Raw genomic sequence first — 12,940 nt, 5'->3', positions numbered from 1 at the left:
GACGAACCACCGCGAAGGCAGCAGATGAACACCAGCAAGACCGCCCGGATCGGCCTGTCGACCGCTTCTGTCTACCCCGAGTCGACGGCGAGCGGGTTCGAGCTGGCTGCCCGGCTCGGGTACGACGGGGTCGAGGTGATGGTCGGCATCGACCCGCTGAGCACCCAGATCGACGCGATCGAGCGACTGATCGACTACCACCAGCTGCCGGTGCTGGCGATCCACGCGCCGTGTCTGCTGATCACGCAGCGAGTCTGGGGTACTGATCCGTGGGACAAGCTCGAGCGCAGTGCCGAGGCCGCGAAGCAGCTCGGTGCCGACGTGGTCGTCGTCCACCCGCCGTTCCGCTGGCAGCGGGACTACGCCCGCGGCTTCGTCGAGGGGATCGCGCGACTGGAGGAAGAGACCGGGGTGATCTTCGCGGTCGAGAACATGTACCCGTGGCGTGCGCCGGGCAGGGGATTGCAGGCGTACGCACCGAGCTGGGACCCGACCGAGCAGGACTACGCGCACACCACCCTGGACCTGTCGCACTCGTCGACGGCCGAGCAGGACTGTGTCGAGCTCGCGGCGACGATGGGTAAGAGCCTCACCCACATCCACCTGACCGACGGCACCGGCTCGGCCAAGGACGAGCACCTGGTGCCGGGACGCGGCACCCAGCGGGCCGCGGATCTGCTGAACGGCCTGGCGAACCAGAACTTCCGCGGTCACATCATCATCGAGATCAACACCCGCCGCACGACCAGCCGGTCCGAACGCGAGGTCGACCTGGTCGAGTCGCTCGAGTTCACCCGTAAACACTTCGTCCGCACCTCCCGGAGGTCCTCCTTCGCCGTCACCCCCGAAGGAGAGATCTCGGAGCTCACCACATGACGCGATCGGCCTCCGGAGGTACGGCGAAGCCGGATGCCGGTCGTCCGGCGGGGAACGGACGGCCCGGTCGTCGTCCTGGTGGACCTGACACCCGTGGCGAGATCCTGCGTGCGGCCCGGGAATCCTTTGCGGACAAGGGTTTCGCCGCCACCTCGATCCGCGCGATCGCCCGCGAGGCCGGCGTGGACGCTGCGCTCGTGCACCACTACTTCGACAGCAAGGACTCGCTGTTCATCGAGGCGATGGCACTCCCGATCGATCCCCGGCAAGTGGCGGCGGGCATCCTCGACGGACCGCGCGACGAACTCGGCCGGCGCATCGTCACGATCTTCCTCGGTGTCTGGGAGTCGGACGAGGGACAGCAGCGGATGAAAGCCATGCTGCGCAGTGTCGTCACCAGCGACGAGGTCGCCCGGTTGATGCGCGAGGGCATCACCAAGATGATCCTCGAACCCGTCTCCCAGGTTCTCGGCGTGCCCGATGCCAAGCTCCGCGTCACCCTGATCGCGACGCAACTCATCGGCCTGGCGCTGGTGCGCTACGTGGTCGAACTCGAGCCCGTCGCCTCCACCGACGTCGCCACGCTCGTCGACCGCATCACGCCGGCGATCGAGCAGTACCTCAGTTGATGCGCATCCCCACCGATCGCGAGATCCGTGCCCTGCATCGCGATCACGCCCCCACCCGCGAAGCCTTTGAGTCCGTCCACTCCCACTGCGAACTCGTCTGCCGGATCGCCGAACAGTTTCTTGGGCGTTGGGATCTCGATGGCGACCTGGTGCGCGCCGGTGCCCTCCTGCACGACGTCGGTGTCTATCGGCTCTACACCCCAGACGGCGAACTCGACACGCTCGGCTACGTCCGGCACGGCGTACTCGGGCACGAACTCCTGCGGGACCTCGGCTTTCCGGATGAGATCAGCCGGTTCTGCTCCCGGCACACCGGCGTCGGCATCACGCGTGACGACGTACGGCGGCAGTCGCTGCCCATCCCGATCGACGACTACATCCCCGGCTCGCCCGAGGAGGAACTCGTCATGTACGCCGACAAGTTCCATAGCAAGCGGACACCGCCGGTGTTCGTGTCCGGCGACACGTATGCCGACGCGGTCGGCCGCTGGGGCGTGGACAAGGTCATCGCGTTCGGCGCTCTCCGGCAGCGGTACGGCGACCCGGACCTGGAGTCACTGAGTTCGGTCGCCGGTCACGGCGTGACCTGAACCCCTTCGCTCTTGCCAAGGCGATTCTGCTCTTGCCAAGGCGATGCGTTGCGAGCTAAATTCATCACATGATGAAAAACGCGGTGAGTTGCCGGGATGTCGTGGTGGAGCGCGGCGACCGCGAGGTCCTGCACGGGGTCGGGTTCGATCTCCGGGCCGGGACCGTAACGGGGCTGCTCGGGCCGTCCGGCTGCGGCAAGACGACGCTGATCCGGGCGATCGTCGGTCTCCAGGCCAAGGTGACCGGCGACGTCGTCGTACTCGATCTGCCCGCCGGGGCACCCAAACTGCGCGGCCGGATCGGGTATGTCACCCAGGAGCCCAGCGTGTACGGGGATCTGAGTGTCACCGAGAACCTGCGCTTCTTCGCCGCCGTACTCGGTGTGCCGGCCGAGGACGTGGATCGGGTCATCGACGCGGTGGATCTGCATTCGCATGCCGACGTACGCGTGGACCGGTTGTCCGGCGGCCAGCGATCCCGGGCCTCGCTCGCCGCGGCGCTGCTCGGCAGTCCGGAGTTGCTCGTCCTCGACGAACCGACCGTCGGTCTGGACCCGGTGCTGCGGCGCGATCTGTGGAACCTCTTCCACGAGCTCGCCGACGCCGGCGCGACACTGCTCGTCTCCAGTCACGTGATGGACGAGGCGAGCCGCTGCGACCGGCTGCTGTTGATGCGCGACGGCGACCTGCTCGCGGACGACACCCCACAAGCCCTGCTCGACTCGGTCGGCACGGACGACATCGAGCAAGTGTTCCTCACCCTGATCGAGCGGAAGGCAGGTGCGCGATGACGCTCCGAGTCACCTTCGCGGTCGCTGCGCGGGTCCTCGCCCAGTTGCGCCGCGACCACCGCACCGTAGCGATGTTGATCGTGCTGCCGGCGTTGCTGGTCAGCTTGATGTGGTGGATGTTCACGGACTCGCCCGACACCTTCGACCGGGTCGGCGGGCCGCTGCTCGCGGTGTTCCCGTCCATCATCATGTTCGTCGTCACCTCGGTCGCGACGCTGCGGGAACGCTCCACCGGCACGCTCTCACGACTGTTCACGATGCCGATGGGCAAGCTCGACTTCCTGCTCGGGTATGCGTTGGCCTTCGCGCTGATCGCCGTCGTCCAAGCCGTTGTGGTCGTGTCGATCGCGCTCTACGCACTGGACCTGGACATCCAGGGCGCTGCCTGGCAGCTCGGCGTGGTCGCGGTCCTCGACGGCGTCCTCGGTACGGCGCTCGGCCTGTTCGCCAGCGCGTTCGCGGCGACCGAGTTCCAGGCGGTCCAGATGATGCCGGCCGTGATGATCCCGCAGATCCTGCTCTGCGGCCTACTCGTACCCCGCGACCAGCTCCCCGGCGTCCTGCACGCGATCAGCGACGTGCTCCCCCTGTCCTACGCCGTCGACGCCGTCACAAGCGTTGCCCAAGGCAATGGCTTCGGCTCCGGGGCGGGCGCTGACGCCTTGATTGTGCTCGCCTTCATCCTGGCTGCGTTGGGACTCGGTGCAGCAACCCTCCGCCGCCGCACGGCGTAAGCCCCACGCGCCCGGTCAGGTGTGGAAGTTGCCTGCGGCATTGGCGGCTGCTCGCTGGCGTCCTACGCCGGGCGCTCCCACCCACTCCCTTGCGGCGCGGCTGTCGCCGCTCAGTCACCCGCGAGGTGACAACCGTGATCACTCCACGCCGCCGCTACACATGAACGCCTCCAGGGCGGGTTTCCGTGCGCGAGCTCCTTCGTTGTTTGTTGCAAGGTGCGGCGGTGCGGCGGTGCGGCGGTGCGGCGGTGCGGCGGTGCGGGGGCGCGGAGGTGCGGTCGGCCTGGCGCGCCGCAAGATCGTCTGGCGCGCGCCGTCTTGAGGGGGACAGGCGCGCGCCAGACCAGGCGACATTCGCTGAACAGTCAGTCCGACTTCGTCGACGCCTCGATGCTGACCCGGTTTCCGCAACTTGCAAGCTGTGACGTTTCTCCTTGTGGATAAGGGATCCCGAGCCCTCTGGAGTTTGCCCAGCCACCAACCGATGGCGTAGAATCAAGCACATGTTCGAAGGAGACCTGGCTACGCTGTCGACGCCCGACCTGCTGGAGTCGGCCGCCGAACACCGCGCCGAGGCCAACCGCCTCGACGCCCGGCTCCTCGAACACGCCCAGACCTACGCCGACCGCCACCACCCCGACACCTACCCCACGCGCCCCGAACACCGCCCCGGCCGCTCCACCGGTGACGGTCGTGAACGTGCCATCGTCCTGGGCGGTGACGGCTGTCCCGAGATCGCCGAGTTCGCGCCGGCCGAGTTCGGCGTCATGCTCGGCATCTCGGCCGGTGCGGCCGCCGACTTCATCGGCCAGGCACTCGCGCTGCGCCACCGCCTCCCGCTCACCTGGGCCCGCGTCCAGGCCGGGCAGGCGACCCCGTGGAAGGCGCGCAAGATCGCCACCGCCTGCCTCGACCTGTCCGAAGACGCCGCCCGGTCCGTCGACCGGCGAGTCTGCCGGGTGGTCGATACGCTGACCCCGATCCGGCTGGACAAGATCGTCGACGCCGCCAAGCACCACGCCGACCCTGAGGCCGCCCGCAAGAAGGCCGCCGAGAAGGCCCGCGAACGTGGCGTCTACCTGGCCCGCTCCGACGAGCACGGCACGAAGCGGATCCACATCCGCACCGGCTCCGGTCATGCGATCCGGTTCAACGCCCGCATCGGCAGCATCGCCGAAGCGTTGAAGGTTCTTGGCGACACCAACCCGCTGCAGTCCCGTCGCGCGGACGCGGTCGGCATCATCGCCGACCCCCGCTACACCGAAGAGCTCCTCCACCAAGCCCACAAACTCCTCAACACCCGGCCGGCCCCTCCCGGACCGCCAGCAGACACAGGCAGCGGCGGCACCCAAACGACCGACACAGCCGCCGAAGCAACCACCGATGACGGCGCCACGCGAGCAGCCCCAACAGCCTCCGGCCGAGACGCCGCCCCAGGTACGGGCATGACCAACGACCAGAGCGCCGCCTCGAGCACGGCCTCGGCCACCGATCAAGGCTCCGCCTCCACTGCCGGCTGTGGCGGTGCGCCAGCCTCTGCCCGGGCGTCCGACGGCGGTGCCTACTCGGGTGACGAGGGTCTGCTGGAGGACTGGGCAGAACCAGGCCTGGACGACGAAGCCGACCGCGACGCGCCCCACCCCAGCCACAGCGATCTCCCCGACCCGCTCGACACCCCGGTCAAGGACGCGGTCGAGCCGTTCGACCCCGGCCTGCGGCTCGACCGCGACGACGACGGCGAGGCCCTCGACACCGCGACCGTCGATGCCGCGGCGCGCAGGGCGCTGGATGCCCGGCTGGCCCAGATCAGGCACGACGCTCACACCCACCCGACCACCCGCGGCCGCGCAAACGATGCAGGCGGCGCGGCTGGCCGGCTGCACCCGGGCAAGACCGAGATCTACGTGCACCTCACCGACCACACCCTGGCCACCGGCACCGGCGTACTCCGGGTTGAGAACCTCGGCCCTCTGCTGGCCGGCCAGTTGAGCGAGCTCGTCGGCCATGGGCCGTACGCCGTGAAGCCGGTCATCGATCTCAACGACGCGGTCAGTGTCGATGCCTACGAGATCCCCGACCGGATCCGCGAACGGGTCAAGCTGATCCACCCGGTGGAGCTGTTTCCGTACGGCACTCGCGAAACCCACGCGGCGATGGACCTGGACCACATCGAGCCCTACGACCCGCTCGGGCCACCAGGTCAAACCACCCCGGCTAACCTCGCACCCCTGCGCCGGTTCCCGCACAGGGTCAAGACCCACGGCCGCTGGACCGTACGCCGCCTCGACCCCAAGACCTTGGAATGGACCACGCCCAACGGGTTCACCTTCCACGTCGACCCCACCGGCACCCACCGAGCCCCCAACCCGCTACCGGACACCTGAACAGATCAAGGTGCGCCCGTCAGCATGTCGACGATGTGAGCTCGCGGTTCAGTCGGAGTGCGCGAGCGGGGGCGTGGGGGACTTGCCCAGCCGGCGAGAGACGTTGTCCCAGGCAACGGCTTTGGCCCCGACCCCGACCCCGACCCCGACCCCGGAGTCGGCGCCGACGCCTCAATCGTGCTCGCCTTCATCCTTGCGGCTCTTGGACTCGGCGCAGCAACCCTCCGCCGGTTGCGTACCGCTCGGCTTCGCCGCCTCGATGATCACCTCGGTGGGATGAACACCTTCGCTGTCTACACGAGCGAGATGGCCGCGACAGAGCGCCTGATCAAGTCCGCGAGCTACAGCGACACTACCGCCCTTGACCGGCCTACTCGCAGAGCAAGAACAGGTGGCCGGTTGGGCCGCATCCGACGCGGGCCGTTTCACCGACTCCCGCCGCCACTACCGCCGCGCTTTCGCGGCGGCGCAGGAGTCCGGAGACGCCGGGCTGGAGGGCAACTCGCTCGCCCAACGGCAAGCAGCTGTTCACCGACGAGAGCAAGCTCTTCATCGCGTACGAGAAGGGCCGACAGCGCAACGGCCGAGGAATCCACTCCCGTGGCGGGACCCGCGCTACCCCTCGCGTCCGTAGGATTCTGCATGAGCGCCTTGCCTTGGCTCACGCTGTATCCGGTCAGGCACTCGCGGCAGCGAGCCCTGGAGGCGGCCGAAGCGGCGGTGAGCCAGCCGACGGACCTTGAGCCGGACTTCGTGTTTGGGTCGACCCGCTGGAGATCGAGATCGTGACCGGCAGGTGCTTCGCCGAGTTGCGCCCGTCACGCGCTATCCCGGTGCTCGAAAGCGCGCTCACCCGGTACGACGACACCCACTTGCGCGACAAGGTGCTTGTACCTGACCCGGCTCGCTCACGCGTACTTGGACGCCGGCGCACCCGAGAAGGCCGCTGCGTGACCGGCCACGCGCTGGACTTGGCCGCTGGTGTTGAGTCGGTCCGACCCGGCGATCGTCTCCGTGGTGTGCGGCGGCGGCTGTCGCGCGCTTCGGTGGTGCCGAGGTGTCTGCAGTGTTGGAGCGAGCCCGCAGCTAGTTCTTCCCGGTGGACTTGTCGAGCCACCCGAGGTAGGCCACTGACCCCCGCGTGATCGGCACGGCGCCGACCTCCGGGTTGGCCCAAGGGTGCCGGTCGAGTAGGTGCGCCTCCAGTTCGGAGTACCTGGCCGCCGTGGTCTTCAGGAGCACCTGCCACTCCTCGCCCTCGACGTACCGGCCCTCGTGCCAGAAGACCGACACCACCGGCCCGATGACTTGTGCACCGGCCGCGAGACCAGCCTCAACGGACGAGCCGGCAAGCCGCACCGCATCCTCACGGGTCGGTGTCGCTGTCGAGACCTGCAGGTAGTCAGACACGTGACGAGTCTAGGAACCCGACAACACACAGCGCGCGGAGCGCCGGTGGGCCGCCACCGCTCTATTGCGGGCGTCGCCCGGCCGATTCACCGCCTGCTTACTCAGACCAACCACCACAAAGAGGAGCCGCTGGACCGTACGCTGCCTCGACCCCAAGACCCTGGAATTGACCACCCCCCAACGGCTTCACCATCCACGTCGACCCCATCGGCCCCCACCGAGCCCCCAACCCGCTACCCGACGCATGAACAGATCAAGGTGCGCCCGTCAGCAAGTCGGCGCTGTGAGCTCGCGGTTCAGCCGAAGTCCGCGGAGCGGGGGGCGTGTGTGACTTACCCGGCCAGCCGGGAAACGTCGCCTCAGGCAACGGCTTCGCCGAAGGTGCCGGCTTGGACGCCTACATCGTGCTCGCCTTCATTCTGGCGGCTCTTGGACTCGGTGCGGCAACGTTGATACGCCGTCCGGCGTGCGGAGTACGAAAAGGTGGCCCCGGGCAACGAGCCTGGGACCACCTTCAGTTGTGGAGGTTGTCAGTTTGCGAGTACGCCGCCTGCGGTGAACTTGTAGGTGGTGCTGTTGATGGTCAGGGAGCGTACGGCGCCGTGGAACTCGAAGTCGCGGCCCTTGCCGATGCCCGCGCTGATGAACTTGGCGTTGGAGCCGAGCACCGCCAGTGCCTCGGTCAGCGTGCACCGGGCACCGTTCAGACCGCAGCGCGCCGGGTCGGCGTTGAAGTAGGTGCCGGTGAAGCCCCAGTGCTTGCCGGTGTCCGCGCCCGCGTTGATCGAGGTCCAGGTGTTCGACGTGGAGTTGTCCGGAGCGTAGACCAGGGTGGTGTACGTCGCGCCGCCCACGTCAGGGTTCATTTCGAACTTGATCGACGGCATGTTGTTCGGGCCTTTGGCAGCGTTCTCGCCGGTCGTGAAGACGTCGTACTTGACCGTGGTCAGGGCCACAGGCTTGCCCGCGAAGTCGGCCTCGTTGCCGAAGTGCACCGCGTCGGTCGCGGTCGGGGTGGTGAGGTTCAGTCCCTCACCGGCGCTCGACTGACCGAGCTGGGCGCGGCCGTTGCCGATCGTGTTCCGGAAGATCTCACCCCAGTTCGCCAGGTACGACGGCCCGCCCGCGTTGATCTTCGCCTGGAGCGCGTCGGACAGCTTGTCCTCGGTGACGGCCTTCGGTGCGATCTTGGACGTGGTCACCGCGCCGTCCTTCACCGTCGCGGTCTGGGCCGCACGGATCTCGGCACGCAGGTCAGAGCCCAGCTTCAGCCACGGGATGGTGTTGTTGGCCATGTCCCAGCCGTACACCTGGCCGTCCTTGATCTGCGGCGATCCGACCGTGTTCGGCCCCGGCTGCACGACGGCGGCTGTCGCGTTCGAGCTGTCCTGTACGGCGTTGGCCGACCCGGACAGACCGACGACGGTGGCGGCTACGGCCAGCGTCACGACCGCAGCGCGGCTCGTGGAGATGTACTTCATCGTGTAACGGTCCTCCCCAATGTGCCCGACCCCCATGGACCGGATCTTGGGTGCCCCAGTAACCCTGCGTAAGAGCATCCGGCTGGATATCGGCCTGAGAACACGGAGCGTTACACAAGACGCAGAACGGCCAGGTCAGCGGGCGTGTCGGGGGCGCCTCAGCCGGCCAGGTGGGAGACGTTGTCCCAAGCGGGATCAGGGGCTACCGCGACGGTGACCTTGCCGTGGGGCCAGCCGGTGATCGCCGCCTTGAGTTGTTCGCCCGCCGGTGTGGTGCCGTCGACGTAGTAGTGCAGGACGCGGGTGCCGGCCGAGGTCTCGTGGGCGAGCAGATTGCCGGAGCCGCCGAGCCGGTCGGTGAGGTGGTCTTCGAACTGCCGGAGTTCGTCCAGCATGTCCGCCTCCGGCAGGCCGTCCTCACGCCGTACCGGATAGCCGATCGAGATCGCCGCGTGCGTGTCCAGGTGCGGGCGGCGGATCGAGCGGAGCGGGTACTCCGCGGTGGCGATGAGCCGGTGTCCGTCGCGGACGCCCTCGAGCATTTTCCAGGCGGGGCTGCCATCCTCCAGGGTGTGCTCGGCCGCGAACGCCGCGACCGCGGGCAGAAGGGTCTCGATCGGCTTCACGTCGGCGGGTACGTCGGTGAGCGTGTCGATTGCGCCGACCCAGGTCTCCACCATTTCCTCACCGAGGACGAGGTCGAGCATCAGGAACGTCACCCGCCGCTGCACGTCGATCGGCAGTTCGGGAAAGGTCGGGTGATGTACGCCGACATGGATCGCGGCCGCATCGGGTTCGACCGTCACCAGGGCCTCGTCGATCGCGATCGGAGGTAGCCCGTCGAACCGGATGGTGAAGGCCGGACCGGGCCGGCGCAGGTCGGCGTACTCCCAGGTCTGGTCGGACGGCGGCGCCGCGCGCAACCAGCGCCGGGCGGTCGCCCGGAGGCCCGGGTCGCCGGCTGCGGTGACGATCAGGACGTGGTTGGCGTGCAGGCCCGGTCCGAGCTCCCATTCGAGATCGTTGTGGATCCGGCCGAGGTACTCGGTCAGTTCGGCGCTCGTCTCGGTCGGCTGCTGACGAGCGACCGCGTCGGCGACGATCGCGGCTCCGGACTCGGTCCACCAGGACCAGAACGCGCCGATCGGGTCGGCCTCCCCGGAGCTCCGCCTGCGACGCTTGAAGATGGGCATACCTCATCCTCTCCCGGTGGGGGTGCGAACACACGCCGTGACCGAACCAGTGGACCTGCTGGTGTGGTCCCGGACACACGATTAGCGAGCGTCCAGTTCAGGCACGTAACCTGCTGACACCACTGGCATATGGGGCCGGGTGGGTTGATGAGGAGGAACACGTAGTGCTTCGGCGAGTCCTGCTGGGCATGTCCCGCAGCCCCCAGATCAAGAAGGCCGTTTCGTCGCTCCCGGTGTCCAGTGGCATCGTCGCGCGGTTCGTGGCCGGCGAGTCCGCTTCGGAGGCCGTGCTGGCCACCGAGAAGCTGGTCAGCAACGGCCTGTACGTCACCCTCGACCACCTCGGTGAGGACGTCACCGACCTGGCCGCCGCGACCGCCACCGCGGACGCGTACCTCGAGCTGCTCCGGCAGCTGGCCGGCGCCGGTCTGACCAAGAACGCCGAGGTCTCGGTGAAGCTGTCCGCGGTCGGCCAGGCGCTGCCCGGCGACGGCGAGAAGATCGCGCTGGAGAACGCGCGGACCATCTGCCACGCGGCCCGCAACGCCGGTACGACGGTCACCCTCGACATGGAGGACCACACCACCACCGACTCCACCCTGGGCATCCTGCGCGAGCTCCGCCAGGACTTCCCGGAGACAGGTGCGGTGCTGCAGGCGTACCTGCGCCGGACCGAGGCGGACTGCCGCGACCTGGCCCACGCGGGCTCCCGGGTCCGTCTCTGCAAGGGGGCGTACAAGGAGCCGGAGTCGGTCGCGTTCCAGGAGAAGCGGGCCGTCGACAAGGCGTACGTCCGGGCGATGAAGGTGCTGATGAACGGCGCCGGCTACCCGATGATCGCCTCCCACGACCCGCGGCTGATCGCGATCGCCGGCTCGCTCGCCGACCGCGCCAACCGCCGGCCGGGCAGCTTCGAGTACCAGATGCTCTTCGGCATCCGCCCGGAGGAGCAGCTCCGACTGGCCTCGCAGGGTCACACCATGCGCGTCTACATCCCGTACGGCGAGGACTGGTACGGCTACCTGGTACGCCGCCTTGCCGAGCGACCGGCCAACCTGCAGTTCTTCGCCCGGTCCCTGATCAGCAAGAAGTAGCCAAAGAAGCAGCCCAGGGCGTCCTTCGGAGCCCACGTCCCGCCTGCTGGGCGGGCGCGGATATTCGATCGACCTCGATCAGTACTCTGAGGTCATGACTAGTCAGGTGGCCATTCTCGGGGCCGGTGTGATGGGGGAGACGTTGCTGTCCGGGCTGATTCGGGCCGGACGGCGACCGGAGGAGCTCCTGATCACCGAGCGCCGGGAGGAGCGCGCCACCGAGCTCCGCGAGCGGTACGGCGTCGACGTCGTGTCCAACGTGGACGCGGCGGCGAAGGCGGACACGTTGGTCCTGGTGGTGAAGCCGCAGGACATGCCTGATCTGCTTGCTGAGATCGCTCCGGCGGTGCGGCCGTCGCAGACAGTGGTCTCGCTGGCTGCGGGCATCACTACCGGCTTCATCGAGTCGCGGCTGCCTGAGGGCGTCGCAGTGGTCCGGGTGATGCCGAACACGCCCGCACTGGTGGACGAGGGAATGGCGGCGATCTCCCGTGGCGCGCATTGCGACGAGAGCCACCTGGAGCTGGCGGAGAGCCTGCTCGCGGCGACGGGTCGGGTGATCCGGGTGCCGGAGAAGCAGCAGGACGCGGTGACCGCGATCTCCGGGTCCGGTCCGGCGTACCTGTTCTTCGTCGTCGAGGCGATGATCGAGGCCGGCGTCCACATGGGCCTGCCGCGGAGCACCGCGACGGAGCTCGTCGTACAGACCGTGGTCGGGTCCGCGAAGCTGCTGCGCGAGACCGGCGAGCATCCGACCGTGCTGCGCGAGCGGGTGACGTCCCCGGGCGGTACGACGGCAGCCGCCGTACGCGAGCTGGAGGACCACAAGGTCCGTGCGGCGTTCTTGTCGGCCATCGAAGCGGCCCGCAACCGCTCGCGAGCCCTCGCCGCCGAGTAAGGACCCTTCGAGTAACACCTGAGCCGGGGCGGCCGTTATTGTTAGCGCCGCAGTCTCCTGCCGTGTTCAAGGGATGTGTCGACTATGGTCCCGCCCATGGGTAATCGTTCGGTGGATCCGGCCGCCACGCCTGCGCCCGAAGCCGCCGTACCGGTGCCGGAGTTGCCGTGGCGGGTGCCGCTGGATCCCGCGCCGTGGTGGGCCTGGGCGTTGTTCGTCACGCCGTTCATCGCCGTACCGGCACTCAACTCTTGGCTCTGGATGGGCGCCCGCGACATGCTCGCGGTCGGCCTGCTGATCGTCATCGGTGCGTCCGTTGTCCGAGTCGCCGGTGGCGTCGTGCTCTACCGGGTCGTGCTGACTCCGACCGCCCTCAAAGCCCGCACCAGCATGCTCATCCGCAGCCTCGCCTGGCAGGACGTGGACCGCGTCGAGGTCGGCGACGACAACGTCGTACTGGTCCGCGGCCAGGACGAGAGCGAGATCAACGGCATCCCCAAGGACCAAACGGCGTATGTCGGCGCCGTCATGCAATCCCTCCGCCACCAGGCCGCCGCCCACCCCACCCGCCGACACCGCCCCCGCCCCGGCATCGGCACCCTTCTGGTCCTCACCTACCTCGTCCTCTCAGTAGGCGCCTTCCTGATCCGCTGGCACATCGTCTAACCCGCCCACGGCCCTTCACCCGTCACCCGTCACCCGGTCGATGGTGATGCGGGCCGCGGGGGCTGGGGCGGTCGTCCTGGACGACCAGGGTGACGCGTGGGTCGCGGCGAAGCGGTGCTGGCGGCCCAGGAGAGCGTCACCACGAGAACGTAGGGTCGCACCATGGACTTTTCTTTGTGGCCCGCCGCCTCCCG

At 68.5% G+C, this 12,940-nt stretch carries 12 protein-coding genes; 9 read left to right on the top strand and 3 right to left on the bottom strand.

The genetic code is table 11. The annotated features are described in order from the left end of the window. Window positions 1-24 precede the first annotated feature (24 nt). From EV652_RS16130 to EV652_RS16100, 6 genes are all read left to right on the top strand, one after another. Complete coding sequence (locus tag EV652_RS16130; protein ID WP_132209942.1) at window positions 25-876, top strand: sugar phosphate isomerase/epimerase family protein; 852 nt, start codon at window positions 25-27, stop codon at window positions 874-876. Next, window positions 873-1,505 carry a TetR/AcrR family transcriptional regulator gene (locus EV652_RS16125; protein ID WP_132209941.1) on the top strand — a complete coding sequence of 211 codons (633 nt, stop codon included), beginning with the start codon at window positions 873-875 and terminating at the stop codon, window positions 1,503-1,505. The genes EV652_RS16130 and EV652_RS16125 overlap by 4 nt, the downstream gene beginning before the upstream one ends. Further along, on the top strand, window positions 1,505-2,095 hold the full coding sequence (locus EV652_RS16120; RefSeq protein WP_132209940.1) for an HDIG domain-containing metalloprotein: 591 nt from the start codon (window positions 1,505-1,507) through the stop codon (window positions 2,093-2,095). The genes EV652_RS16125 and EV652_RS16120 overlap by 1 nt, the downstream gene beginning before the upstream one ends. A gap of 68 nt (window positions 2,096-2,163) precedes the next feature. After that, entirely contained in the window at window positions 2,164-2,886 is a 723-nt protein-coding gene (locus tag EV652_RS16115; protein WP_132209939.1) for an ABC transporter ATP-binding protein, read from the top strand. Then, complete coding sequence (locus EV652_RS16110; RefSeq protein WP_132209938.1) at window positions 2,883-3,620, top strand: ABC transporter permease; 738 nt, start codon at window positions 2,883-2,885, stop codon at window positions 3,618-3,620. The genes EV652_RS16115 and EV652_RS16110 overlap by 4 nt, the downstream gene beginning before the upstream one ends. Before the next feature lie 503 nt (window positions 3,621-4,123). After that, complete coding sequence (locus tag EV652_RS16100; protein WP_132209936.1) at window positions 4,124-6,004, top strand: DUF222 domain-containing protein; 1,881 nt, start codon at window positions 4,124-4,126, stop codon at window positions 6,002-6,004. A gap of 1,086 nt (window positions 6,005-7,090) precedes the next feature. Here the strand turns inward: EV652_RS16100 and cutA are convergent. The 3 genes from cutA to EV652_RS16075 all read right to left on the bottom strand — a co-directional run bounded on the left by cutA (window position 7,091) and on the right by EV652_RS16075 (window position 10,088). After that, entirely contained in the window at window positions 7,091-7,414 is a 324-nt protein-coding gene (cutA, locus tag EV652_RS16090) for a divalent-cation tolerance protein CutA (protein ID WP_242001805.1), read from the bottom strand. Window positions 7,415-7,944: 530 nt separating this feature from the next. Then, entirely contained in the window at window positions 7,945-8,895 is a 951-nt protein-coding gene (locus tag EV652_RS16080; protein ID WP_132209935.1) for a hypothetical protein, read from the bottom strand. A 158-nt stretch (window positions 8,896-9,053) separates the two neighbouring features. Further along, window positions 9,054-10,088, bottom strand: coding sequence for a DUF695 domain-containing protein (locus tag EV652_RS16075; protein WP_132209934.1), 1,035 nt, complete (start codon window positions 10,086-10,088; stop codon window positions 9,054-9,056). 164 nt (window positions 10,089-10,252) lie between these two features. Between EV652_RS16075 and EV652_RS16070 the strand changes: the two genes are divergently transcribed. The 3 genes from EV652_RS16070 to EV652_RS16060 all read left to right on the top strand — a co-directional run bounded on the left by EV652_RS16070 (window position 10,253) and on the right by EV652_RS16060 (window position 12,746). Next, complete coding sequence (locus EV652_RS16070; protein ID WP_132209933.1) at window positions 10,253-11,182, top strand: proline dehydrogenase family protein; 930 nt, start codon at window positions 10,253-10,255, stop codon at window positions 11,180-11,182. A 94-nt stretch (window positions 11,183-11,276) separates the two neighbouring features. Then, complete coding sequence (gene proC / locus EV652_RS16065; RefSeq protein ID WP_132209932.1) at window positions 11,277-12,080, top strand: pyrroline-5-carboxylate reductase; 804 nt, start codon at window positions 11,277-11,279, stop codon at window positions 12,078-12,080. 96 nt (window positions 12,081-12,176) lie between these two features. Next, on the top strand, window positions 12,177-12,746 hold the full coding sequence (locus EV652_RS16060; RefSeq protein WP_242001804.1) for a hypothetical protein: 570 nt from the start codon (window positions 12,177-12,179) through the stop codon (window positions 12,744-12,746). Window positions 12,747-12,940: the final 194 nt, after the last annotated feature.

The organism is Kribbella steppae (assembly GCF_004342025.1).
In the GTDB taxonomy this organism is placed as follows: Bacteria; Actinomycetota; Actinomycetes; order Propionibacteriales; family Kribbellaceae; genus Kribbella; species Kribbella steppae.
Note: the sequence above shows the minus strand (reverse complement) of the source record. Positions and strands in the feature narration are given on the sequence as shown.

Coding starts and splice junctions, on each gene's coding strand:
- EV652_RS16120 (WP_132209940.1), top strand. CDS start 1,505: ATGCGCATCCCCACCGATCGCGAGATCCGTGCCCTGCATCGCGATCAC.
- EV652_RS16080 (WP_132209935.1), bottom strand. CDS start 8,895: ATGAAGTACATCTCCACGAGCCGCGCTGCGGTCGTGACGCTGGCCGTA.
- EV652_RS16110 (WP_132209938.1), top strand. CDS start 2,883: ATGACGCTCCGAGTCACCTTCGCGGTCGCTGCGCGGGTCCTCGCCCAG.
- proC (WP_132209932.1), top strand. CDS start 11,277: ATGACTAGTCAGGTGGCCATTCTCGGGGCCGGTGTGATGGGGGAGACG.
- EV652_RS16075 (WP_132209934.1), bottom strand. CDS start 10,088: ATGCCCATCTTCAAGCGTCGCAGGCGGAGCTCCGGGGAGGCCGACCCG.
- EV652_RS16130 (WP_132209942.1), top strand. CDS start 25: ATGAACACCAGCAAGACCGCCCGGATCGGCCTGTCGACCGCTTCTGTC.
- EV652_RS16060 (WP_242001804.1), top strand. CDS start 12,177: ATGGGTAATCGTTCGGTGGATCCGGCCGCCACGCCTGCGCCCGAAGCC.
- EV652_RS16115 (WP_132209939.1), top strand. CDS start 2,164: ATGATGAAAAACGCGGTGAGTTGCCGGGATGTCGTGGTGGAGCGCGGC.
- EV652_RS16100 (WP_132209936.1), top strand. CDS start 4,124: ATGTTCGAAGGAGACCTGGCTACGCTGTCGACGCCCGACCTGCTGGAG.
- EV652_RS16125 (WP_132209941.1), top strand. CDS start 873: ATGACGCGATCGGCCTCCGGAGGTACGGCGAAGCCGGATGCCGGTCGT.